The sequence below is a fragment of the Thiomicrospira sp. genome (assembly GCF_036568485.1).
Taxonomy (GTDB): domain Bacteria; phylum Pseudomonadota; class Gammaproteobacteria; order Thiomicrospirales; family Thiomicrospiraceae; genus Thiomicrospira.
The window spans coordinates 1-23,258 of sequence record NZ_DATCSL010000045.1 but is presented as its reverse complement, the minus strand read 5'-3'; the positions used below and the strand labels follow the sequence as shown (position 1 = coordinate 23,258).

General features: G+C 44.0%; 24 protein-coding genes. 6 read left to right on the top strand and 18 right to left on the bottom strand.

Features of this window, described 5'->3' with window-relative positions:
* The 16 genes from VIM91_RS04375 to gyrA form a co-directional block, all read right to left on the bottom strand.
* A partial coding sequence (locus VIM91_RS04375) for a replicative DNA helicase (protein ID WP_331863600.1) occupies window positions 1-1,115 on the bottom strand: 1,115 nt, incomplete at its 3' end.
* A gap of 139 nt (window positions 1,116-1,254) precedes the next feature.
* The gene (rplI, locus tag VIM91_RS04370) at window positions 1,255-1,704 is read right to left on the bottom strand and encodes a 50S ribosomal protein L9 (RefSeq protein ID WP_331863599.1); all 450 of its coding nucleotides are present in this window, start codon (window positions 1,702-1,704) and stop codon (window positions 1,255-1,257) included.
* A gap of 10 nt (window positions 1,705-1,714) precedes the next feature.
* Entirely contained in the window at window positions 1,715-2,611 is an 897-nt protein-coding gene (locus tag VIM91_RS04365) for a DUF2232 domain-containing protein (RefSeq protein WP_331863598.1), read from the bottom strand.
* Between the two features lie 28 nt (window positions 2,612-2,639).
* Complete coding sequence (gene rpsR / locus VIM91_RS04360; RefSeq protein WP_029934750.1) at window positions 2,640-2,867, bottom strand: 30S ribosomal protein S18; 228 nt, start codon at window positions 2,865-2,867, stop codon at window positions 2,640-2,642.
* 1 nt (window position 2,868) lies between these two features.
* Complete coding sequence (gene rpsF, locus VIM91_RS04355; protein WP_331863597.1) at window positions 2,869-3,228, bottom strand: 30S ribosomal protein S6; 360 nt, start codon at window positions 3,226-3,228, stop codon at window positions 2,869-2,871.
* Window positions 3,229-3,368: 140 nt separating this feature from the next.
* Window positions 3,369-4,064 (bottom strand): orotidine-5'-phosphate decarboxylase, encoded by a 696-nt coding sequence (gene pyrF / locus VIM91_RS04350; RefSeq protein ID WP_331863596.1) that lies wholly within the window; start codon window positions 4,062-4,064, stop codon window positions 3,369-3,371.
* Between the two features lie 43 nt (window positions 4,065-4,107).
* Entirely contained in the window at window positions 4,108-4,440 is a 333-nt protein-coding gene (locus tag VIM91_RS04345) for a LapA family protein (RefSeq protein ID WP_331863595.1), read from the bottom strand.
* A gap of 18 nt (window positions 4,441-4,458) precedes the next feature.
* Window positions 4,459-4,764: an integration host factor subunit beta gene (locus VIM91_RS04340; RefSeq protein ID WP_029934740.1), complete on the bottom strand. Its 306-nt coding sequence runs from the start codon at window positions 4,762-4,764 to the stop codon at window positions 4,459-4,461.
* A 125-nt stretch (window positions 4,765-4,889) separates the two neighbouring features.
* On the bottom strand, window positions 4,890-6,548 hold the full coding sequence (rpsA, locus tag VIM91_RS04335; RefSeq protein WP_331863594.1) for a 30S ribosomal protein S1: 1,659 nt from the start codon (window positions 6,546-6,548) through the stop codon (window positions 4,890-4,892).
* Between the two features lie 111 nt (window positions 6,549-6,659).
* Window positions 6,660-7,316 (bottom strand): (d)CMP kinase, encoded by a 657-nt coding sequence (gene cmk / locus VIM91_RS04330; protein WP_331863593.1) that lies wholly within the window; start codon window positions 7,314-7,316, stop codon window positions 6,660-6,662.
* Window positions 7,316-8,656, bottom strand: a complete 1,341-nt coding sequence (aroA, locus tag VIM91_RS04325; protein ID WP_331863592.1) for a 3-phosphoshikimate 1-carboxyvinyltransferase — start codon at window positions 8,654-8,656, stop codon at window positions 7,316-7,318. The genes cmk and aroA overlap by 1 nt, the downstream gene beginning before the upstream one ends.
* A gap of 43 nt (window positions 8,657-8,699) precedes the next feature.
* Window positions 8,700-9,578: a prephenate dehydrogenase gene (locus tag VIM91_RS04320; RefSeq protein WP_331863591.1), complete on the bottom strand. Its 879-nt coding sequence runs from the start codon at window positions 9,576-9,578 to the stop codon at window positions 8,700-8,702.
* A gap of 3 nt (window positions 9,579-9,581) precedes the next feature.
* Window positions 9,582-10,679 carry a histidinol-phosphate transaminase gene (gene hisC, locus VIM91_RS04315; RefSeq protein ID WP_331863590.1) on the bottom strand — a complete coding sequence of 366 codons (1,098 nt, stop codon included), beginning with the start codon at window positions 10,677-10,679 and terminating at the stop codon, window positions 9,582-9,584.
* A gap of 51 nt (window positions 10,680-10,730) precedes the next feature.
* The gene (gene pheA / locus VIM91_RS04310) at window positions 10,731-11,834 is read right to left on the bottom strand and encodes a prephenate dehydratase (RefSeq protein ID WP_331863589.1); all 1,104 of its coding nucleotides are present in this window, start codon (window positions 11,832-11,834) and stop codon (window positions 10,731-10,733) included.
* Window positions 11,835-11,849: 15 nt separating this feature from the next.
* The gene (serC, locus tag VIM91_RS04305; protein ID WP_331863588.1) at window positions 11,850-12,917 is read right to left on the bottom strand and encodes a 3-phosphoserine/phosphohydroxythreonine transaminase; all 1,068 of its coding nucleotides are present in this window, start codon (window positions 12,915-12,917) and stop codon (window positions 11,850-11,852) included.
* 19 nt (window positions 12,918-12,936) lie between these two features.
* On the bottom strand, window positions 12,937-15,639 hold the full coding sequence (gene gyrA / locus VIM91_RS04300) for a DNA gyrase subunit A (protein WP_331863587.1): 2,703 nt from the start codon (window positions 15,637-15,639) through the stop codon (window positions 12,937-12,939).
* Window positions 15,640-15,801: 162 nt separating this feature from the next.
* Here gyrA and ubiG point away from each other — a divergent pair, with 162 nt between their 5' ends.
* From ubiG to VIM91_RS04275, 5 genes are all read left to right on the top strand, one after another.
* Complete coding sequence (gene ubiG, locus VIM91_RS04295; RefSeq protein ID WP_331863586.1) at window positions 15,802-16,509, top strand: bifunctional 2-polyprenyl-6-hydroxyphenol methylase/3-demethylubiquinol 3-O-methyltransferase UbiG; 708 nt, start codon at window positions 15,802-15,804, stop codon at window positions 16,507-16,509.
* Between the two features lie 8 nt (window positions 16,510-16,517).
* Entirely contained in the window at window positions 16,518-17,183 is a 666-nt protein-coding gene (locus tag VIM91_RS04290; protein WP_331863585.1) for an HAD-IA family hydrolase, read from the top strand.
* Window positions 17,183-17,893, top strand: coding sequence for an SDR family NAD(P)-dependent oxidoreductase (locus VIM91_RS04285; protein WP_331863584.1), 711 nt, complete (start codon window positions 17,183-17,185; stop codon window positions 17,891-17,893). Before VIM91_RS04290 ends, VIM91_RS04285 begins: the two co-directional genes overlap by 1 nt.
* A gap of 41 nt (window positions 17,894-17,934) precedes the next feature.
* Entirely contained in the window at window positions 17,935-18,588 is a 654-nt protein-coding gene (nfsB, locus tag VIM91_RS04280) for an oxygen-insensitive NAD(P)H nitroreductase (protein ID WP_331863583.1), read from the top strand.
* Window positions 18,589-18,694: 106 nt separating this feature from the next.
* Window positions 18,695-19,279, top strand: a complete 585-nt coding sequence (locus VIM91_RS04275) for an NAD(P)H-dependent oxidoreductase (protein WP_331863582.1) — start codon at window positions 18,695-18,697, stop codon at window positions 19,277-19,279.
* A gap of 39 nt (window positions 19,280-19,318) precedes the next feature.
* On the opposite strand, the gene VIM91_RS04270 is transcribed toward VIM91_RS04275, so the two are convergent.
* On the bottom strand, window positions 19,319-21,619 hold the full coding sequence (locus VIM91_RS04270) for a Tex family protein (RefSeq protein ID WP_331863581.1): 2,301 nt from the start codon (window positions 21,617-21,619) through the stop codon (window positions 19,319-19,321).
* A 120-nt stretch (window positions 21,620-21,739) separates the two neighbouring features.
* Window positions 21,740-22,333, bottom strand: a complete 594-nt coding sequence (locus VIM91_RS04265) for a YigZ family protein (RefSeq protein ID WP_331863580.1) — start codon at window positions 22,331-22,333, stop codon at window positions 21,740-21,742.
* A gap of 46 nt (window positions 22,334-22,379) precedes the next feature.
* Here VIM91_RS04265 and earP point away from each other — a divergent pair.
* Window positions 22,380-23,258 (top strand): elongation factor P maturation arginine rhamnosyltransferase EarP (gene earP, locus VIM91_RS04260; protein ID WP_331863579.1); only part of this gene is annotated, 879 nt, incomplete at its 3' end.

The following is a 23,258-nucleotide window of genomic DNA, read 5'->3' as shown; positions in this document are numbered from 1 at the left end:
GAAATTTCGTTTACACGATTATCGGTATTCTGAGAGCCGCGCATAAGCTGAAGATAGTCGATTACGATTAGGCCTAAACCTGTTACTTTTGATTCTGGATCCTCAATCCCCGCCTCTATAGCTTTACGGCGCTGTTTATCACGAATATCTTTATCAATGCGTCTTGCACGCGCTCTCAATTCGGTAATCATTAGAGCGGGCGTGTCATCAATATAAATATCCGCATTAGACAGAAGTGAAATTGATTTATTCATTTTGGCCCAATCTTCCGGCTGGAGCTTACCGGTTCGCATACGATGGGCATCAATTCGTCCCAATGAACTAATCATACGCATCGCCAATTGTTCGCCAGGCATTTCCATACTAAAAACCGCAACTGGATAACCGCTTTTTGTCGCTACGTTCTCGGCCAGGTTCATCGAAAAAGTGGTTTTACCCATGGATGGTCGCCCGGCCACAATTAATAAATCACCATTTTGCAGACCGGATGTCATTTCATCGAATTCAGTTAAATGGGTTTCAATGCCGGTAATCGAACCATCCGAGTTAAACAACTCATCAATTCGGTTAATGGCCGACGCCAGCAACTCATCCATGGTTTTGTATTGGCGTTGCTTGCCTTCACCATGTTCAGCGATCGCCATAATTTTCGACTCAGCAAAGTCCAAAATTTCACGAATGTCTTTACCTTTGGTAAAAAAGCAGCTTTCTGATACTTCATTCGAAGCATCAATTAGCTTTCTTAACACTGACTTTTCGCGCACAATCTGTGCATAGAATAAAATGTTGCCCGCACCGGGGGTATTGGACACAAGTTCAGCAAGATAAGCCTTACCACCAGCCAGTTCAATTTGATTTGAGGTTTCTAGCAACTCGACCACAGTGACTAAATCAAATGGCTTGTTGCTTCGACTTAGTTCGCAAATAGCTGAATAAATGGCTTGATGTTGCTTGGTGTAGAAATCATATTCGTTAATAACAACGGACACATCTTCAAATGAGGCGTTTGACAACATTAATCCGCCTAATACGGACTGTTCTGAGTCAATAGAGTGTGGTGGTACCTTAAAAGGGGTTTGAGGAGCCGATGTAACCGTTTGAAGATTGCCTTTCATAACCAACATGCTGAGTTTGTAAATAAAAAACCATTATAAACGATGCGGCTAGAAAATCGGGGATGTCGAGCTTAAATAAAAAAAGCCAAAATGAACACCGTCATTTTGGCTTTTATCTAACGCATGTAAAGCAAGCGAATTAAGCGCCAGCTTTTACTTCTACGTTGATTGACGCAATCACGTCAGTATGCAACTGAACATCAATTTCAAATGTACCAGTGTTACGTAATGGACCTTCTGGCATACGAACATAACGACGCTCAATATCAAAACCTGATACTTTTAGTGCATCAGCAATATCTTGCGTACCGATTGAACCGAAAAGCTTGCCTTCTTCACCAGCGCTTGCTTCAACAGTAACAACCATACCGTTCATTTTTTCATATACCGCTTGAGCTTGGGCTAATAACTCAGCCGCTTGCTTTTCAAGCTCTGCACGACGTGCTTCAAACTCAGCTACATTATCTTTTGTAGCTGGCTTGGCTTTGCCTTGTGGAATTAGGAAGTTACGAGCATATCCGGCTTTAACCGCTACCTGATCACCCAAACCGCCTAAATTTTGTACTTTTTCAAGCAGAATAACGTTCATAAGAAAACCTCTATTTACTTTCTACCCATCGACTGCGGAAATCACTAAATGTATCCGCTAAGCCAACGATCGCTAAAACTAATACTGTTTGTGGAAACACAAGCAGTAAAAAATATAGAGCAAATAACCAACCTTTGCTAAGGTGCTTAATAAGCACTGCGTGGTGGCTAATCGCCAGTCCTTGAAACATTAATACAATACTAAGCAAGCCAAATAAATCGCCTAACAATCCACCGCTTGATTCGTTTAAAAATAAGCTGGCGATCGCAACAATCACCGTAGCAATCGCCACATTTCTAGGCAATCTTAACTGATGAAAATCTTTTTGAAACTGTCCTGGATAATATAAAACACCTTGCATCCAGCGCCCGATTAAAACCGTGCCAAACCAGAGAACGACCGCAAACATGGCCAGTAGCATAGACATAACATTAGTCATTTGCTCGATCATGTCTGTCGAATAAGCTACACCAGCTTCTTCTAGAACCGGACGGAACATCTGGTCAAACAAACCCATCCACCAAGCAGGCAAATCACCCAACATGAAATGGGCCAATAATAATCCTGTACCGGATATTAAAGCTGCTATTTGTAATGTTGAACCCATTGAATTGGTTTGACGTAAAACAACCGCCAAAACCCAAACGGGCAACATAAACTCAATAATGGCGATCAATCCAGCTAAATAAGTTCCAGACAAAAAACCTGAAACCACTAGATGAACAGCCATTGCAGCTAACAATGTTTTAAAGCCATCGCTTACACCAATTCTCAATGTAATCAGTGCGATAACAGCACCCGAAAAAATACCAAACGGGCTAAACCAAACAGTTAACAAAGCAAAACCAATCGCTGCTAGATAAGCCTGCATTGGACCTTTCATCACAAAGTTGGCAATTGCTATCATAGTATTACTTGTTTCTTCAGAACTTTAATTACTTGTGCTGATCAGTGTAAGGCAATAAAGCTAATACACGCGCACGCTTAATAGCTGTTGCCAATTGACGCTGATACTTAGCGCTGGTACCTGTAATACGGCTAGGTACGATTTTACCGGTTTCGGTAATGTAAGCACGCAAGGTATCGATGTCTTTATAATCGATTTCTTTAACGCCTTCTGCTGAAAAACGGCAGTATTTTTTACGTCCAAAATTTCTCGCCATGTTACTCTCCCTTATGGTATGAAGTGGCTTCAGATTTATCATCTTTCTTGCCTGCCATGATAGACGGCTCAGTAACAGCTTCGTTACGTGCGATCACCATTTTGCGTAACACGGCATCGTTGTAATAGAACGCATTTTCAAGTTCGTCCAAAGCCGTTTGGTTACATTCGATATTCATTAGAATGTAATGCGCTTTGTGTACTTTATTGATGGTGTAAGCTAATTGGCGACGACCCCAGTCTTCTAGACGGTGAATCTTTCCATCAGCTTGTTCAACGATCGAACGATAACGCTCAACCATTGCAGGCACCTGCTCGCTTTGATCAGGGTGCACTAGGAATACTACTTCGTAATGACGCATGGTCTCTCCTTATGGATCTAATAAAGAGCCTTTCATCTTTAGGTGATAAGGCAAGGAATTCCACGACGGCTTATATGCCGTATGAAAGGCGAGAATTATAGAGAAATCCACGCCTTAATGCAATAAGTTTAGAGGCCTTTCTAACTTAAAGACTGGTTAATCGCCAGTAATGAGGCTAAAGGATCGGCTGATTGTGTAATCGGACGACCAATCACGAGATAATCTGATCCAGCTTGAACCGCTTCAATTGGTGTCATAATGCGTTTCTGATCATCCGTATTTGATCCAGCTGGTCGAATTCCTGGTGTGACCAAACAAAAGTCTTTTGACACATGTTTTCTAAGCTCAGTCGCTTCTTGTGCTGAACATACCACCCCGTCTGCTCCTGAGTTCTGAGCTAACTTAGCTAGGCGCAATACATTATCCTGAATACTACCGGATAAGCCAATGGCACTTAATTGAGCTGAATCAAAACTGGTTAGAATCGTTACCGCGGTTAAAATCGGCTGGTGATCAACACTTAATATGGCTTCTTTGGCAGCTGTAATCATGTTGGGCCCACCTAAGGCATGAACGTTAACCATCCAAACGCCCATTTTTGCTGCGGCCTTACAGGCCATTGCAACCGTATTAGGAATATCATGATATTTTAAATCCAAAAACACATCAAAACCACGATCAACTAACTTTTCAACCAGGCCTGGTCCTGCAATAGCAAATAACTCTTTGCCAACTTTGAGCTTACATTGAGATGGATCAAGCTGGTCTACAAGCTTGAATACATCGGCTTGATTTGCAAAATCTAAAGCCACAATAACACGTGAAGATGACGGCACGAGCGCTCCCCTAATAACGTAAAATTAATGTAAATTAAAACACTTAGCCCGGATTCTTAAGCGTAATATCTTGTGTTGGGGCTGAGGGTGTTGTTCTATGAAGTTGTTTTTTGAGTTCAATTATTTCAATTGCTTGTTGTTTATGCTGTTTATTTAAACGATGCAACTTCCATTGTAAACGCATAACTTGCGTAAATACGAACAGACCGGCAAAAAGCATGCCTAATACAAATGAAACACTGAGTAAAACAGAAAGAGGAATGTGTCGCTGATCAAATAAATAATCAAACGACACAAGCGTTGGATTAAGCAAACCCAATACGACTCCAAATCCAACAAATGCAAGGGTTGCAATTAAAGATAGGAGCTTAATCATACAAGGTAGGCTCAATTTTTAACATATGATATCAGTCGAAGCCTTAGAGGCATCCACTTGTTCACGTAAAATTTTACCCGGCTTAAAGTGTGGTACACGCTTTTCGGGTAACTTTACTGCTTCACCAGTTTTAGGGTTGCGCCCCATTCTGGCTTGTCTATGATGTAAGCTAAAACTGCCGAAGCCACGAATTTCAATTCGATCGCCTTCAGCTAAAGCGTTAATCATCGACTCAATAATCTGATTTACCGCAATCTCGACATCTTTTTGTGAGAGTTGGGTTTGTTTTCTCGCTATGAGCTCAATCAATTCTGACTTGGTCATTTCAATACTCTTTACCTTCTCACTAATGATGAGGAACAGTGTTGAGCTAATAAAATTAACTCAACACTGAACGACCAAACAATACTTTTAATTCAAGCTAATGAATTAAAAATCGTTTGTCAGGTTTAGAGCTGACCTTTTAATAAGTCACCAAGCGTGTTGGTAGCTTGATCTTGATTAGAGGTATAACCTTTAATCGCTTCAGCTTCATCCTGCTTATCTTTTGCTTTAACAGATAAAGACAAGCTACGGCTCTTACGGTCGATGTTTGTGATTTTAGCTTCCACTTTATCACCAACACTTAGAACGCTAGAAGCATCACGGGTTTCTTCTTTAAGCTCTGAAGCACGAAGGTAACCTTCAACTTCTTCAGCCAAATCAATTACCGCGCCCTTCTCGTCTACAGACTTAACGGTTCCCTCTACAATGCTGTTTTTGCCATTAGCTGCGACATATTGTGAGAAAGGATCTTGCTCAAGCTGCTTTAGACCTAAAGAAATACGCTCTCTTTCTGGGTCGATAGAAAGAATAATAGTTTCTAGCTCATCACCTTTCTTGAATTCACGAATCGCTTCTTCGCCATTCTGAGCCCAAGAGATATCAGTCAAGTGAACTAAACCATCAATACCACCGTCTAAACCGATGAAGATACCGAAGTCAGTGATTGACTTGATATTGCCAGTGATTTTGTCACCCTTATTATGAGTCGCTGAAAAGCCTTCCCATGGGTTAACAGTGCACTGTTTGATACTTAACGAGATACGACGACGTTCTTGGTCTACGTCTAGGATTTTTACGCGCACTTCTTGACCCAAATGAACCACTTTAGATGGGTGAATGTTGCGGTTAGTCCAATCCAACTCAGAAGTGTGAACCAAACCTTCAATGCCTTCTTCGATTTCGATGAATGCACCGTAGTCAGTAATGTTGGCCACTTTACCACCAGTTTCAGAACCGATTGGGTAGCGAGCAACCATATCAGACCATGGATCTTCTTCCATCTGCTTTAAGCCTAGAGAAACACGGTTACGTTCTTTGTCAAACTTAAGAACCTTAACTTCGATCTCATCACCAACCTGTACGATTTCAGAAGGATGGTTAACACGACGCCATGCCATATCTGTGATATGTAATAGGCCGTCAACACCGCCCAAGTCAATGAATGCACCGTAGTCAGTAAGGTTTTTAACGATACCTTTAAGAACGGAACCTTCTTCCATGTTCGCCAATAGCGCTTCACGTTCTGCACTGCTCTCAGCTTCGATCACGGCACGACGTGATACCACCACGTTGTTACGCTTACGATCGATTTTAACCAGCTTCAACTCAACTTCTTTACCTTCTAGGAAACCAAAGTCGCGAATCGGACGTGTGTCAACCAATGAACCTGGTAAGAAACCACGTACACCTTCAACATCAACGGTCAAGCCGCCTTTAACTTTACCGGTAACAAAACCAATAACGGTTTCGTTTTCTTCAACGGCGGCTTCAAGACGATCCCAAGTTTTCGCGCGTTTCGCTTTTTCGCGTGATAAGCGAGTTTCACCGAAACCATCTTCTAAGGCTTCTAGGCAAACTTCAACTTCATCACCAACGGCGACTTCTAGTTCACCATTAGCGTCTTCAAATTGTTTTCTTGGGATGGCCGATTCTGATTTCATACCGGCATCAACCATAACGGTTTCTTTATCAATACCAACAACAGTACCGATGATTAAAGCGCCTGTTTGGAAGCGGTCTAGCTGAAGAGATTCTTCAAATAACTGTGCAAAAGTTTCACTCATGAGTGGATTACCAAATTAAATTACAAAACCGAATACAATACCAATTTTGGGGCAAGTAATGTGTTTCGGGTCAGTTAGCAATGGTTGATTCCCCAATAATCAACCTTGTCGTCATATCCCACGTTTTTGTAGGAATTCTTTTGCTTTTTCAAAGACTTGATCGATATTTAAATCGCTCGTATCAATGATAAAAGCGTCTTGCGCAGGCACTAAAGGCGATACTGAGCGGTTTTGATCACGCTCGTCACGTTCCATAATGTCGCGAGTTATTTGGGCAATATTAACAGTAACACCTTGATTTTTCAACTGGTTAACGCGTCTTTCTGCACGTACTTCAGCGGAGGCTTTTAAAAACAATTTCGCATTAGCCTGTGGGAAAACGATTGTCCCCATATCGCGACCATCTGCCACCAGGCCTGGTGCTTGTGCAAAATCTTTTTGGCGTTGTAATAAAGCGGCGCGTACTTCGGGTATCGCCGCCACTTTAGAGGCCATTGCTGCGACTTCTTCATTGCGAATCGCCGTCGTAATATCTTCACCATCAAACAATACACGTCCAGATTCAAATATCACCGGCAAACCTTCTGCTAAGGCGACTAATTCAGGCAAATTATTAGGGTCAATATTTTTAGCAATCACACCATAGGCTAGTGTGCGATAAATCGCCCCACTATCTAAAAAATGAAAGCCGGTGTAGTCACATAAAAGTTGAGCTAATGTGCCTTTACCCACCCCGCTTGGGCCATCAACCGTTACGATTGTATGCATTATTCCGTTGCCTCCTGTGTAGCGACTTTAAGACCAACTGAATTAGCCAATTCAACAAAGCCCGGGAAAGAGGTATTTACGTTGGCGCAATCTTCGATTTCAATCGGTGTAACGGCGGTTAAAGCCGCGACCGTCATTGACATAGAGATGCGGTGATCATGGTGACTGATGATTTTTGATTTCTGCGGCTTTTGCTGGCCACCTTTAACGATCATGCCATCTTCAGTCGGCTGTGCATCAATACCAACCGCCTGCAAAGCATCCGCCATTACTTGAATTCGATCCGACTCTTTGACGCGTAATTCTTCAGCACCAGTTAACACCGTTGTGCCTTCAGCGGCCGAAGCAGCGACAAATAATACCGGGAACTCATCAATCGCTAATGGCACTAAAGCTTCCGGGATTTGAATGCCTTTTAATTTGGCATAACGAACACGCACATCGGCTACTGGCTCACCACCGACTTCACGCTCATTTTCCAAAGTTAAATCGGCACCCATTAAACGTAAAATATCAATAACACCAGTGCGAGTCGGGTTCATACCAACGTGTTGAATTAATAAATCAGAACCTGGTGCAATGGATGCGGCGACCATATAAAACGCGGCCGATGAAATATCGGATGGCACATCAATCGGCCCCGCTATAAGTTTGCCACCGCCTTTTAACGTGACACGTGTGGCCAGCTTATCTAAGGTTTCAGATTTCACCTCATAACCGAAACCACGCAACATACGTTCTGTATGATCACGCGTTGGAGCTGGTTCAACCACACTGGTTTCGCCTTCCGCATATAAGCCAGCCAATAACACACAAGACTTAACCTGCGCACTTGCCATAGGTAAGGTGTAATCAATTGCTTTAAGCTTGGAATGACCTTGGATTTTTAACGGAGGCAAGCCTTTTTCTTCGCTTGTAATCGTCGCACCCATTTGAGTTAGCGGATCAATTACACGCTTCATTGGGCGTTTACTTAAAGACGCATCGCCGGTTAATTCACAGCTGAAATCCTGACCCGCCAAAATACCGGATAACAAACGCATAGATGTGCCTGAATTTCCCATATTCAAAGCGTGACTTGGTGCTTTTAAACCGTTTAAGCCAACCCCCTCAATCACAACCTTACCTTGATGAGGGCCGTCTATCTTGACACCCATGGCTTGAAAAGCTTTTAAAGTTGCAAGACTGTCGTCACCTTCTAAAAAACCAGTGACAGTCGTTGTGCCTTCAGCAAGCGATCCCAGCATGATGCTGCGGTGAGAAATAGATTTATCCCCTGGAACACGAATAGTGCCAGTTAAGGCGCCACCAGGCTGGACAATAAAACGTAAATTTTTCATAAAGTGGTTTCTTAATATTGGATTTAATTTAAAGGATTAGAGATTAAGCGTCCGTATTTTTATGCAAAATATGCTGATCACGCGCTGTTTTGGCTTGATCAAACAACTTAAATAACGCCGGACCATCTTGAGATTCAATTAACTTCGTGAGTGTTTGGAGTTCCGCTTGGTAAGCGTTTAACCATTTCACCAAAGCCGCTGAGTTATGCAAAGCAATATCGCGCCACATAGTCGCATCACTGGATGCAATACGGGTAAAATCGCGGAAACCGCCTGCGGTATATTGAAAAACATTGCCGAGTTCGGCATGTTCATTCAACATATCAACTAATGCAAACGCCAACATATGAGGCAAATGGCTAGTTGCAGCAAATACTTCATCATGAAAACTCGCCGCCATCAAACTCACATTTGCGCCAACCGCGCTCCACAGTGTTTGAACCAATTCAACCGCTGATTCACTGGTAGTTTCAGTCGGCGTTAAGATCACGCGATGATTTTGATATAAATCGGCATCAACCGCTTCCACCCCACTCTTTTCACGTCCCGCAATCGGATGACCCGGTACAAAATTGGCCGGACAAGCACCAACTCTTTCAATAATGTCCTTGATAACACTATCTTTGGCGCTACCGGCATCTGTCACAATGGTATACGCATCAAGAAATGGTTCAATTTCGGCAAATAATGATCCAATCGCACCTAAAGGAACCGCTAGCATCACAAGATCCGCGCCCTTTACCGCCAAAGTCACATCCGTTTCATAACGGTCTATTACACCAAGTGCAACCGCTTTCTCTAAATTTTCAATACGATGTCCGTAACCCACGACTTCATCTACTAAACCCATCTGCTTGAGTTTTAAAGCAAACGAACCGCCAATTAGCCCGACACCGATGACACATAAACGCCCTATTTTCATGCGTTAAAGCACCTGATGCAAGGCATCAATAAAGTGTTGGTTTTCACTACGGTTGCCAATCGAGACACGTAAAAAATGATTTAAACCATAATTCCCAACTGGACGCACAATTACACCGTGATGCAACAACTTGGTGTTAATTTCAGCAGCCTTATCACCAAACTCAACACACACAAAATTGCCTTCTGAATGGATAAACGGAATATTTAAACCCGCTAAGGCTTCACAGATTTGTTGTTTACCTTGGCGATTTAGTTCAACCGATTGCAAAACAAATTGCTGATCCTGCAAAGCCGCCGCTGCGGCTACCTGGGCAAAATGATTGACATTAAATGGTGCACGTAATCGATTGATATAAGAGATGATTTCTTCGCTCGCTACCATGTAACCCACACGCAAAGAAGCTAGGCCATAAGCTTTCGAAAAAGTACGCGACACAATCAAGTTTGGATATTGAGCTAAATAATCCAAACCATTCGGGTAGTCGGATGTGTCCACATATTCCAAATAGGCTTCATCCAGTACGACCATGACAGTTTCAGGCACGGCTTGCATAAAGCTTTCCCATTCCGCTCGACCAAATAGGGTTCCGGTTGGATTGTTTGGGTTAGCGACATAAATTAATTTGGTTTTTGGCGTAGCGGCCTGAGCCATCGCCTCTAAATCATGACCGTAGTTTTTAGCCGGAACTTCTACGCCAGTTGCGCCCACGATTTGTGCGGTAATCGGATAAACCGCAAAGCCATATTGAGAATAAATAATCTCATCGCCTTGACCACAAAAAACTCGGCCAACCAGCTCAAGTAATTCATTGGAACCATTTCCTAAGGCCACCTGAGCTGCTGGTACGGATAAGAAATCACTCAATACTTCGCGTAAATAAAAGGTATTGCCATCTGGATAACGCGCGATATCTTTGAGTGCAATCTCAATTGCACTCAAAGCTTTTGGACTTGCGCCTAGCGGGTTCTCATTGGACGCCAGTTTGCTAATGTGCTTTAACCCAAGCTCCCGTTGTAGTTCGCTTACCGGCTTACCCGGAATATAAGGTTGAATCGATTGAATTTGTGGCTGAACTAAATGTTCAAATACGGGACTCATACAAGACTCTCTAAAATTAAATGGGTTCAATCAAAGCGCATAACTGTTGATTTATTCGAGTGGTGAAACCGGATAGGAACCTAACAGCTTGAAAAAGCTAGTTTGCGCTTCTACTTCTTTTAAGGCTTCCGCAACTTTGGGGTCAGTTTGGTGCCCCACAATATCAATAAAAAACACATAATCCCATTTTTTATTGTTGGATGGTCGAGACACAATTCGAGTCATACCAATCTCGCGTTTTGCGAAACTATCCAAAATTTTGGCTAAAGCACCGGCTCGATTTTGAATCGACAACACTAATGCGGTTTTATCTTCACCACTCGGCGAAGTGGTTTCAGAGCCTATCACCCAAAACTTGGTGGTATTGTCGCTTACATCTTCAATGTGAGATTTTAAAATCGTTAATTGATATAAAACCGCCGCTTGCTCAGAAGCAATGGCCGCCAAAGACGTATCGGCTTGCGCCATTTTGGCGGCTAAGGCATTGGACTCTACCGCTTCAAGCTCAACGCCCGGCAAGTTATTTTTTAACCAGCTACGACACTGACCCAATGCCTGAGCATGGGCGACCACCTTCGTGATCGAACCCATATCTTTAGCGTTGGATAACAAACAGTGATGAATCGCTAAATCGACTTCACCAGTCACATGCGCGCGCATGGTGATCAGATTGTCTTGAGTCGCGTTCACCACACCTTCAGTGGAGTTTTCAACCGGCACCAAACCGTAATGGGTGACACCGGTTTCGACAGACTTAAAGACATCTTCTATGGTTGAAACTGGATAAGGCTGAGCAAAAGAACCAAACTGCTTAATGGTCGCCGCATGTGTATAACTGCCTTCTGGACCCAAGTAGGCGACTTTAATCGGTTGTTCAAGTGCCAAACAAGCCGACATAATTTCGCGGAACAAACGTGCCATGTCATTGTCAGATAATGGACTGTTATTGCGTTGCTTAACGGCACGTAAAACCTGAGCTTCACGTTCCGGGCGGTAAAATACCGCTTCCACCTTGCCGCCTTGGGTTTTGATATCGGCTACTTTCTGTGCACAACGTGCACGTTCACCGATCAGTTCTTGAATTTTTGCATCAATTGCATCAATTTCATTGCGGATTGCATTCAGTTGTTCAGCTTCTTGTTTATTCGGTGTCATGCGCAAACTCTTCACTTATCCGTGGCGTTGAGCAAAGTCATTCATAAACGCAATCAGTGCTTCAACGCCCTCTTCTGGCATCGCATTATAAATACTCGCGCGCATACCACCGACAACCTTGTGACCCTTTAAGTTTAATAAACCAGCCTTCTTGGATTCCTCTAAGAAAAGCGTATCTAAACTTGAGTCTTTTAAGGTAAAGGGCACGTTCATCCATGAACGCTGACTGGGTTCAACCGGATTGCTATAAAAAGGATTGGCATCAATCGCCGCATAAAGTTTGGAAGCTTTGGTTTGGTTGTGTTTGGCCATCGCTTCAACACCGCCCTGCTCTTTAATCCAATCAAACACCAGGCCTGCTAAGTACCAAGCGTAGGTAGGCGGCGTGTTATACATTGAATCGTTTTCAGCCGTTACTTGCCAATTCATTAAAATCGGCGTGTCATTACGAGCATGACCCAACAAATCTTCGCGCACAATCACAATCGCTAAGCCAGCCGGACCAATATTTTTTTGTGCACCCGCGTAAATAACACCAAATTGAGAAACATCAATTGGACGTGACAAAATCGTAGATGACATATCCGCAACTAAAGGAACATCCACCTTCGGCGGTTGCATGAACTCTACACCACTAATGGTTTCATTAGGTGTGTAATGCACATATTTAGCGTTTGAAGATAATGACCATTCTGATGGGTCAGGAATGCGCTGATGGTCTTCGCAGACAACATTCACATTCACATAACGCTGAGCCTCTTTAATTGCTTTATGCGACCAAACACCTGTATCAAAATAATCAACCACATCCGTAGGTTGGCTTAGGTTTAATGGAATTGCACTGAATTGTAAAGACGCACCACCATGGGTGAACAAAACTTTATAGTTATCAGGAATACCCATAATCTCGCGTAAGGTCTGCTCGGCATGCTTGGCCATCTGCATGTATTCTTTTGAGCGATGACTCATTTCCATCACAGACATACCCGTGTCGTTCCAGTTCAACATTTCCGCTTGCGCTTTACGCATGACGGCTTCTGGCAACATGGCTGGTCCGGCGCTAAAATTAAAGGCTCTTGACATTTTTCAGGCTTTCTCCGAGTTATTTATCTTCGTTAGGGTCAATTAAATCTAGCTGGAAATCATCCGGTTCCTCAGCTTGAGTTGGTTCATTTTCTGTGGCTTGTGGCTCTTCAACCGCTGTGGCCTCTGTTGTTTGAGTGGCGACAATGCTGCCATCAGTGTCAGCCGCATTTTCATCGATAATATCGTCATCTTCTGACGCATTAACCACTGCTAGACCCACAACAACTTCGTCTTTACCAACGTTAATTAACTTAACGCCTTGTGTATTACGACCCACTACTGAGATTTCGCTTACACGAGTTCGCACCAACGTCGCTTTATTGGTAATTAAGACCACTTCTTGCTCAGGCACGACTGATAAAGCCGAGACCACTTTACCGTTACGTTCAGTGGTCTTGATCGAGATCACACCTTGACCGCCACGGTTAATAGTTGAGTAATCGTCAACCGTAGTACATTTACCATAGCCATGTTCCGTGGCGGTTAAGATTAGGGTAGATGGTGTCGCAATTTGCATACTAATAATGGTTTGACCAGCGGCCAGTTTCATACCGCGCACACCACGAGCCTGACGACCCATTACACGTACATCGGATTCTTTAAAACGAATCGCTTTACCGCCATCAGCAAACAACATCACTTCTTGGGTGCCATTAGTCAACGCTGTACCGACCAATTCATCGTTATCTAACAAATCTACCGCGATGATACCGTTAGCACGTGGACGCGAGAAATCTGACAAACGCACACGTTTAACCACCGCATGTTTGGTGGCCATAAATACAAAGTGTTCTTCATCAAATTGGCTAATCGGTAAAATCGCCGAAATATGCTCACCGTCTTCTAACGGGAACACATTCACAATCGGCTTACCACGTGCACCACGACTAGCTAAAGGTAACTGCCAAGTCTTCTGCCAGTACAACTTGCCTCGGTTCGAGAAGCACAGCAACATATCGTGTGTGCTGGCGACCAGAATCTGACCAACTTCATCTTCTTCTTTCATCGCCGTGGCTGATTTACCGCGTCCACCGCGTTTTTGTGCGCGATAATCGCTAACCGGCTGAGTTTTGATATAACCGTCTTGCGATAAAGTCACAATGCGGTCTTCAACCGCAATTAAGTCTTCTTCATCTAGATCAACATAAGCATGGTCTATTTCAGTACGGCGCTCGTCGCCGTAAAGTGCTTTAATTTCAACCAACTCTTCACGTACCACCTCGGTTAAACGATCTGGATTACGAAGAATTTCAAGGAATTCAAAGATCTTTTCAATCAAACCTTTGTATTCTTCTAAAATTTTGTCTTGTTCTAAACCGGTTAAACGGTTTAAACGCATATCCAAAATAGCTTGAGCCTGTGTCGGTGATAAGCGATAAATATCCGCTTCAACCATACCAAAACCAGCTTCAAGCTCTTCTGGGCGCGTATCTTTGGCTTCTACACGCTCTAGCAGTTGAATCACATTACCCGCAGGCCAATTACGCTCCAACATGCGATCTTTCGCAACGCTGGCGGTTGGTGATGACTTGATCAATTCGATCATTTCATCAATGTTGCTTAACGCGACCGCCAAGCCTTCAAGTAAATGCGCCTTTTCACGAGCTTTGCGCAGTTCGAAAATGGTACGACGTGTAACCACCTCACGACGGTGGCGCACAAAGGCTTCAATAATTTCGCGCAAGTTAAGCAACTTAGGTTGGGCATTAATCAATGCCACCATATTGATACCAAACACGGTTTGCATCGAAGTCAATTTATATAGATTGTTAATCATGACTTCCGGCACTTCGCCGCGACGCAATTCGATCACGATACGCATACCGTCTTTGTCAGACTCATCACGTAACGCGGTGATGCCTTCAATTTTCTTTTCTTTGATTAATTCAGCAATACGTTCAATCAAACGTGCTTTGTTAACTTGATAAGGAATTTCGTAGACTACGATCGTTTGCTTGCCAGACTTATCGGTTTCTATCTTGGTACGTGCACGAATTTGTACACGTCCACGCCCGGTTTCATAAGCTTCTCGAATACCGCGTGTGCCGTTAATAATGGCGCGAGTTGGGAAGTCTGGGCCAGGAATGTGTTCCATTAAACCCGCGACATCAATATCTGGGTTTTCAATCAACGCCAAACACGCATCAATGGTTTCATTTAAATTATGTGGCGGAATATTGGTGGCCATACCCACCGCAATACCCGCTGAACCATTCACTAAAAGGTTTGGGATGCGACTAGGTAATACATTCGGTTCATGCTCAGAACCGTCATAGTTAGCCGTGAAATCAACGGTTTCTTTATCAAGATCGGCTAGCAGTTCATGTGCGATTTTGGCCATACGCACTTCGGTATAACGCATGGCGGCCGCGTTATCACCATCAATCGAACCAAAGTTACCCTGGCCGTCAACCAACATATAACGTAAAGAGAAAGGCTGCGCCATACGTACAATCGTGTCATAAACCGCCGTATCACCATGCGGGTGGTATTTACCTATAACATCACCGACCACACGTGCCGACTTTTTGTACGGTTTATTCCAATCGTTTTTCAATTCGTTCATGGCGTACAAAACACGACGGTGAACTGGCTTTAAACCGTCACGAACATCGGGCAGTGCGCGTCCTATAATTACGCTCATCGCGTAACTTAAATAGGACTGTTTCATTTCATCTTCAAGCGATATCGGGTGTATTTCACGTGCAAAATCTGACATGGAGCATCCAATCTAGTTATATTTTTGACATAAAGTATTCATTATAACCGAATTATGACAAGACTATGAGCGCGAAATGCAAAAAATAAGCGGGTACAAAGCGTTTTTAATCCAGTAGAATATCGCCCTATGTGTTTTAACTAAAAAGCTGACATAAGCCTTATGAACGTCTCAGACAATTTTGATCAACAAGAGTTGCACAATTTTAATCAACATGCGCAAACTTGGTGGGATACCGAGGGCGAGTTTGGTGCCCTGCATAAAATTAACCCTTTACGACTAAAGTTTATGCAGCGTCATGTGAATTTAGCAGACCAAACCACGCTCGATATTGGCTGTGGTGGCGGTATTTTAAGCGAATCCATGGCAAAATTGGGCGCAAACGTCACCGGGATTGATTTAGCTGAAGATGTTTTAAAGGTCGCCAAGCTACACAGCTTAGATGCGGGTGTAGAATTAAACTATCAACTCATCTCAGCCGAAGATCACGCGCAACAACACCCACAACACTATGATGTGGTGACTTGCATGGAAATGCTCGAACATGTTCCCAATCCGCAAGCGATTATTCAAGCGGCGTCGCAATCTACCAGGCCTGGTGGTTATGTGTTTTTTTCCACGCTTAATCGCACCACTAAAGCCTATCTATTAGGGGTGCTCGCCGCCGAATATGTATTAAACCTAGTGCCTAAGGGCACACATCAGCACGACAAATTTATAAAACCTAGTGAGTTAAGCGAAATGGCACGTGCCGCCGGTTTAACCTTAATAGATTCGGCTGGGATTGATTTTAACCCCTTATTTAAACATTATGCTTTAAGTCATAATCTCGACATTAACTACTTAATGGCCTTTCAAAAATTGGATTAACCCAAACCATGACCCCAATTGATTGCATTTTATTTGACCTAGACGGCACCCTGCTTGATACCTCATACGATTTCAGCTATGCCTTAAACTTAACTTGTGCCGAGCTAGGCCAAACCCCGCCAGGTTATGCGGAAGTTCGCAATACTGTATCGCAGGGCGGTGCCGCTCTCACCCGCCTGGCTTTTCCAGAGGCCGATGATGATTTATTTGAGCAACGTCGCCAACAGTTTTTAGCCCATTATCACGATCATATTGCTTTGCACACTCAAGTCTTCCCCGGCCTATTACCAGGCCTTGTGCATTTGGCAGAAAAAAACATTCCTTGGGGCATCGTCACCAATAAGCCAGAAAAGCTAACCCATCACCTGTTAAAAAACTTTGATTTCCCTAGCGCGCCAAAAACCATAGTGTGTGGCGATACCTTACCCATTCGCAAACCCAACCCAGAACCCATGTGGTTGGCCGCTGAGCAATGTGGTTTTGCGCCCGAAAAGTGTTTATATCTAGGTGATCATCCTCGTGATATCGAAGCCGGTATTAACGCCCGTATGCAAACTGGGGCGGCTTTATTTGGTTATTTACCAGAAGATAAAATCGACAATTTAGACCAAGCCGACTTTATTTTCCGCACCCCATACGACATTACCCAGTTTCTAAAAGAGCGCTTTAACTAATGGATTTAAAACAAGATTTAGCCGAAAACAAAACCTTTTTAATCACCGGCGCGGCCAATGGTTTAGGTCGAGCTTTAGCCCAGCATCTGCATAACCCACAACATCAGCTGATTCTGTTAGATAGTGACTTGAAAGCACTCAATAAACTCTATGACGAATTAGATGAGAGCGGTTGGAATAATGTATTTTTGTTTCCGATGAACTTAGCCGGTTCAGCTCAAGCCGAATTTGAACAGCTCGCTGAAGGACTGGAAGCCTTTCCCAAACTAGACGGCTTATTTCTAAACGCCGCCATCTTGCCCGCTTTAACGCCAATTGAGCACTTTGATCCAATCCAATGGTACGAAGTCATGCAAACCAACTTGAATGCCAATTTCCATCTAATTCAAACCTGTTTGCCCAAACTTAAAGCCAGCCACCAGGCCTGGTTAGTCACCATTTCTGACCAAGCCGTTAAAAACAACCAGCAATACTATGGCGCTTATTCGGTCGCCAAAGCCGGTTTAGAACAGCTCACCCAGCTAGTGGTTGAAGAAAACCCTAATTTTCAAGGTGTGATTGCCCACTTCCCCGCGCTCGCAAGTCACTTCCGCAGCAAACTCTATCCAGGCGAACCGCCTTGCCAAAACGAAACCGTCGAATCCGCAGCGAAACGCTTAATAGCGACCTGTTTTAAACAGCAAACACACGACGATATAACCTTTTTATAATTGGTTTTAAATACATTATTGAATACATAAAGGCTATCGAAATGAATATAGTTGAAATCGCACAAACCCGTTATTCCACCAAAAAATTTGATAAAACTCGCCGTATTTCCGATTCAGATTTGGCGCAAATTAAAGCCCTGCTTCGCTTAAGTCCATCTAGTGTAAATTCTCAGCCTTGGCATTTTATTATCAGTGGCACCGATGAAGGCAAAACGCGCATCGCAAAAGCCGCCCAAGGCTCTTATGTGGCGAATGAGTCCAAAATCCTCAATTGCTCACATGTGATTGTTTACTGTGTAAAAACCGACTTCAGTGACGACTATATCCATGCCATCACCAACCAAGAAGAATCAGATGGCCGTATAGATTCACAAGAAATGAAAGACAAAGTGAATGCCGTGCGCACTTTTTATGCCGACCTACACCGCAAAACCTTGCACGACACCCAATGCTGGATGGAAAAACAAGTCTACCTAAACATGGGGGCTTTGTTATTAGGAGCCGGTGCTTTAGGCTTAGACGCGGTCCCGATTGAAGGCGTGGATACCCAAGTATTAGATGAAGAATTTAATCTAACAAGCCAGGGTTATAAAGCGCTCGCCGTGGTGGCGCTGGGTTACAAACAAGCCGATGACTTTAACGCCAGCCTCCCCAAATCTCGCTGGGCAGGAAGCCAAATTATTACTGAAGTTTAAACTCCTCAAACCAGCCTTCCAAACGATTCAGTTTGTGTAGCGCTGGTTTTCAATTCAAATCACTGGTACATTCAAGTTTTCGTTTCATTTATAAACGGGGGCTAGTATGAAAAATATCGTGATTATTCAAGGTCATCCTGATAACACGCATGCCCATTTTGGTCATGCGTTGGCAGAACAATATTATGAGGGTGCGCATCAAGCGGGTCATCAAGCCCAGATTATTCAAGTCGCTCGGTTAGATTTTCCTTGGTTAAAATCCGACCAAGAGTTTGAACATGGCGAAATTCCAGCCACTTTAAAACCTGCTCAACAGGCGATTGAACAAGCCGATCATTTGGTGTTTATTTATCCGTTATGGTTAGGCGATATGCCCGCGATTTTAAAAGCCTTTTTAGAGCAGGTGTTTCGCCCGGGCTTCGCGATTGGCAAAGCGGATGATGAACAACGCAAAGGTGGATTACTCAAAGGTAAAACCGCCCGAATTGTCGTGACGATGGGCATGCCCGCGTTTATTTATCGCTGGTTTTATGGCGCGCACAGCCTAAAAAGCTTTAAGCGTAATATCCTTAAGTTCAGCGGTATAAAAATTTCCGGCGAAACCTTGATAGGTTTTATGGGACAAACCAAACCACATAACAACCAGGCCTGGTTAGAAAAGTTAGAGCAACTCGGTAAAAAAGCGATTTAAAGCGAGATATTAAATCTCGCCAAACGCTTTAAATTTGCTTTAATTACGCTTCAGCTGGGCGAACTTGTCGGCCAGGGTTCCCATACTGTTATTGCTGGGTGCTTGTTTAGCCGCGGCTGGTTTTGGTTTGGCCGAGCCTTGAGTGCCAGCCACGCCCTTCTCCGTTACACTCGGTGCGGTTTTCATTGACAAGCTAATGCGTTTGCGCGCCTCATCCACTTCCAATACCGTGACCTTCACAATCTGTCCGGCTTTAACAATCGTGTGTGGATCGCTGACAAAACCATTTGATAAGTGTGAGATATGCACCAAACCGTCTTGATGCACACCCACATCCACAAACGCGCCAAAATGCGTCACGTTCGTTACCACACCTTCAAGCACCAGGCCTGGTGATAAGTCTTTAATTTCAGTAATCGCATCGTTAAATTCAACCGTTTTAAACGTCGGACGCGGATCACGCCCGGGTTTTTCCAGTTCAGCCAAAATATCACGAAGCGTCATTAAGCCTATGTTTTCATTTACAAAATCGGTTGCTTTAATGCGTTTTACCTGTTCGGATTGGCCAATTAAATGCGCTAAGTCCACACCCAATTTTTTGGCCATTTTTTCGACGATATCATAAGATTCAGGATGCACCGCCGACTGATCTAACGGGTGATCGCCTTCTCGAATGCGTAAAAAACCGGCGCACTGCTCAAACGCTTTTGGCCCCAAACGTGGCACTTTCTTTAATTGCTGGCGATTACGGAACGAGCCATTTTCATCACGCCAATTTACAATTTCTTGCGCCAAACGCGACGATAAACCGGATACATAACTCAACAAAGCGCTGGAGGCGGTATTCAAATCGACCCCAACCGAGTTCACACAATCCTCGACCGTATTTTGCAACGATTGCGCCAGCGCAGTTTGGTTGACGTCATGCTGATATTGACCCACGCCAATGGCTTTCGGGTCGATTTTAACCAGTTCAGCAAGCGGGTCTTGCAAACGACGGCCAATCGAAATCGCACCACGAATTGTCACATCCAGCTGTGGGAATTCTTGCTGGGCGATCTCAGAAGCCGAATAAACCGACGCACCTGCTTCAGACACCACCACTTTTTGGGTATGAGTGAGTTTGTTTTGCGTCAAAACTTCGTTGACCAACTGCTCTGTTTCGCGCGAAGCCGTGCCGTTACCAATACTTACCAATTCAACCTTATAGTCTTTGATCAGTTTAGCGAGTGTTTGTTTGCTTTGATCCCATTGGTTTTGTGGGGCGTGCGGATAAATCACGGCATGATGTAAAAATTTACCGGTTTGATCAACTATCGCCAGTTTCACGCCGGTACGAAACCCTGGGTCAAGCGCCAAAGTCACCTTCGCACCCGCCGGTGCGGCCAATAATAAGTCTTTTAAATTATGCGCAAATACCTCAATCGCCACCTGCTCAGCATTTTCACGCAAACGGCCAAACAACTCAGTTTCAAGCGACTTAGCCAGCTTCAAACGCCAGACCTGGTGGATAACTTGGCTAAAGAAAGTTTGACTTGGCAACAGCTCAAATTGCAACTGATGAAATTGCTGAATTCGCGCTAAGAAAGGATGCGAGGCCAAAGACTCAACCTGGGGCAATTCCAGCTTAAGTTTAAGAATGCCCGCCTGTTCTCCACGAAATAAAGCCAAAGCACGGTGCGAAGGAATCTTACGAATCGGTTCTTCATATTCATAATAGTCTTTAAATTTCTCGCCTTCATCAACCTGCCCTTTAACCAAAAGGCTAGTTACAATCCCTTCTCGCCACAAGGTTTCACGCAACTCGGCCACCAGGCCTGGTGGTTGTGATAATTGTTCGGTCAAGATATCCTGCGCACCGCTTAATGCGGCTTCAGCGGTTTCTATGCCTTTTTCTGCATTAATATAGGCTTGCGCTTCGGCAAGTGGATCAAGTTTTGGGTTAGCCAATAATGCCTGCGCCAACGGATCAAGCCCGGCTTCTTTGGCTTTTAAAGCTTTAGAATTGCGCGTGAGTTTGTACGGCCGATAAATATCTTCCAACTCGGTTTTGCTAAACGTGTTTTCGACTGCACTTTGCAGTTCAGGCGTCAATTTCTGTTGCGCTTCTAAGCTTTTGAGAATGGTTTGTTTGCGTTCTTGCAGACTGGTTAAATAGGCCAAACGAACTTCGAGCTGGCGTAACTGATTATCTTCTAAACCTTGAGTGGCTTCTTTACGATAGCGCGCGATAAACGGCACGGTTGCGCCTTCGCTTAACAACGCAATCGCGGCTTCGACTTGGTTTGACTTAACCTTTAACTCATCTGCAATAATCTGCGCAAAATTCAAACTGTTCATTGTTCTCTCTTATTTTTTATTTACCACGAAGTTCACGAAGCACACGAAGTTTTTTATGATTCTAACCCCTCCCGCTGGGAGGGGTTCTGAAAAAAAATCTTCGTGTCCTTCGTGGTTAACTTAACCCAGAATTTGTATTCTGCGATTGGCTAAAAACGCTTCGAATTCGGTTTGCGTGGCGAGTGGCAATTGCACCTCTAGCCGCACTTGTTGGCTGTATTCGGTTTGTAAAATTGTGCCGTTGAGTAATTCGAGTTGATGTCGAATCACTTGCTCATCGCCAAAGCCACATTCAAGTTGTAACCTAACTTGGGCTTCAAAGGTTTGTACCGGCAAACTTTCCATCACGGCTTGCGCCGCCTGGCTATAAGCTCGTGTTAAACCACCCGCACCCAGTTTAATCCCACCAAAGTATCGAACAACCACCAGCATCACATCGCCGACACCTTTATGCTGCAAAACATTTAAAATCGGTTTGCCAGCGGTGCCAGAAGGTTCGCCATCATCCCCCATTCCGGCATTCGACGCGCACAACGGATCACCCAATAAATACGCCCAGCAATGATGACGTGCATCTGGATAGGCTGCTTTCAATTTTTCCAGCACCGCCATCGCTTGCGCACGGGTTTCGACAAAATCCGCATAAGCGATAAATCGGCTTTTTTTAATTTCAATTTCAGCGCGGTGACGCTCGGCGGGAATTGGATAACTCATGTGATTCGTTATTTTAAAAATTTGCCATAGACTAAGACAAAGCCCTGTGATACGCAAATGGTTTTCACGTAAAATAGCCCTTCTTTCTCATCACCAGGCCTGGTTGTTTATGCAAACACAATTAAATTGGGATATTTTTTGCAGTGTGATCGACAACTATGGCGACATTGGCGTCAGTTGGCGTTTGGCGAAGATTTTGTGTCATGATTTCCAGCAAAACGTGCGTTTGTTTGTGGACGATTTAAACGCCTTACACACACTTGTGCCTGACACCGATCCGCTTTTTAACCAACAGCTTATTGGGCAAATTGAGGTTCAACATTTAAACCCCGATCTAAGCACCAGGCCTGGTGATGTGGTGATTGAAGCCTTTGGCTGTGAATTACCGAGCGACTATGTCGAACAGATGAAAACATCCAAACCAATTTGGATTAATTTGGAATATTTCAGTGCTGAATCCTGGGTGAAAGATTTTCACGGTTTACCATCTAAACAAGCCAACGGGCTAGATAAAACCTTCTTTTTCCCCAGCATCCTGCCGCATACTGGCGGTTTAATGCGCGAAGCGGATTTATTGCAACATCGTGCGCAATTTATAAGCCGTCACCACCATACCCCTTCGGGCATAAAGGCCTGGTTATCTGAAATTGGCTTACCCGAACCGATTACAAACAGCTTTAAGGTCTCGCTTTTCGCATATGAAAACAACGCCTTATCCACGCTTTTTGATAACTGGGCGCAAAGTGAACAGCCTATCGAGGTATATTTGCCGCAAGGTCGATTGTTAAGCAGCGCACAAGATTATTTTAATCAACCGCTTAACGCCGGAGACACGTTACAACAGGGCCAAATGCGCTTGCATATTTTGCCGTTTTTACCCCAAGCGCAATACGATTATTTATTGTGGTTATGTGATCTTAACTTT

What these genes read in the sequence shown, in the direction of transcription:
- aroA (WP_331863592.1), bottom strand. Translation starts at nt 8,656, where the DNA reads ATGAAAAATTTACGTTTTATTGTCCAGCCTGGTGGCGCCTTAACTGGC.
- cmk (WP_331863593.1), bottom strand. Translation starts at nt 7,316, where the DNA reads ATGCATACAATCGTAACGGTTGATGGCCCAAGCGGGGTGGGTAAAGGC.
- rpsR (WP_029934750.1), bottom strand. Translation starts at nt 2,867, where the DNA reads ATGGCGAGAAATTTTGGACGTAAAAAATACTGCCGTTTTTCAGCAGAA.
- VIM91_RS04265 (WP_331863580.1), bottom strand. Translation starts at nt 22,333, where the DNA reads ATGAGTTATCCAATTCCCGCCGAGCGTCACCGCGCTGAAATTGAAATT.
- gyrA (WP_331863587.1), bottom strand. Translation starts at nt 15,639, where the DNA reads ATGTCAGATTTTGCACGTGAAATACACCCGATATCGCTTGAAGATGAA.
- VIM91_RS04345 (WP_331863595.1), bottom strand. Translation starts at nt 4,440, where the DNA reads ATGATTAAGCTCCTATCTTTAATTGCAACCCTTGCATTTGTTGGATTT.
- ubiG (WP_331863586.1), top strand. Translation starts at nt 15,802, where the DNA reads ATGAACGTCTCAGACAATTTTGATCAACAAGAGTTGCACAATTTTAAT.
- rplI (WP_331863599.1), bottom strand. Translation starts at nt 1,704, where the DNA reads ATGAACGTTATTCTGCTTGAAAAAGTACAAAATTTAGGCGGTTTGGGT.
- VIM91_RS04290 (WP_331863585.1), top strand. Translation starts at nt 16,518, where the DNA reads ATGACCCCAATTGATTGCATTTTATTTGACCTAGACGGCACCCTGCTT.
- VIM91_RS04275 (WP_331863582.1), top strand. Translation starts at nt 18,695, where the DNA reads ATGAAAAATATCGTGATTATTCAAGGTCATCCTGATAACACGCATGCC.
- nfsB (WP_331863583.1), top strand. Translation starts at nt 17,935, where the DNA reads ATGAATATAGTTGAAATCGCACAAACCCGTTATTCCACCAAAAAATTT.
- rpsF (WP_331863597.1), bottom strand. Translation starts at nt 3,228, where the DNA reads ATGCGTCATTACGAAGTAGTATTCCTAGTGCACCCTGATCAAAGCGAG.
- VIM91_RS04340 (WP_029934740.1), bottom strand. Translation starts at nt 4,764, where the DNA reads ATGACCAAGTCAGAATTGATTGAGCTCATAGCGAGAAAACAAACCCAA.
- serC (WP_331863588.1), bottom strand. Translation starts at nt 12,917, where the DNA reads ATGTCAAGAGCCTTTAATTTTAGCGCCGGACCAGCCATGTTGCCAGAA.
- VIM91_RS04365 (WP_331863598.1), bottom strand. Translation starts at nt 2,611, where the DNA reads ATGATAGCAATTGCCAACTTTGTGATGAAAGGTCCAATGCAGGCTTAT.
- pheA (WP_331863589.1), bottom strand. Translation starts at nt 11,834, where the DNA reads ATGACACCGAATAAACAAGAAGCTGAACAACTGAATGCAATCCGCAAT.
- rpsA (WP_331863594.1), bottom strand. Translation starts at nt 6,548, where the DNA reads ATGAGTGAAACTTTTGCACAGTTATTTGAAGAATCTCTTCAGCTAGAC.
- VIM91_RS04285 (WP_331863584.1), top strand. Translation starts at nt 17,183, where the DNA reads ATGGATTTAAAACAAGATTTAGCCGAAAACAAAACCTTTTTAATCACC.
- VIM91_RS04270 (WP_331863581.1), bottom strand. Translation starts at nt 21,619, where the DNA reads ATGAACAGTTTGAATTTTGCGCAGATTATTGCAGATGAGTTAAAGGTT.
- hisC (WP_331863590.1), bottom strand. Translation starts at nt 10,679, where the DNA reads ATGAGTCCCGTATTTGAACATTTAGTTCAGCCACAAATTCAATCGATT.
- VIM91_RS04320 (WP_331863591.1), bottom strand. Translation starts at nt 9,578, where the DNA reads ATGAAAATAGGGCGTTTATGTGTCATCGGTGTCGGGCTAATTGGCGGT.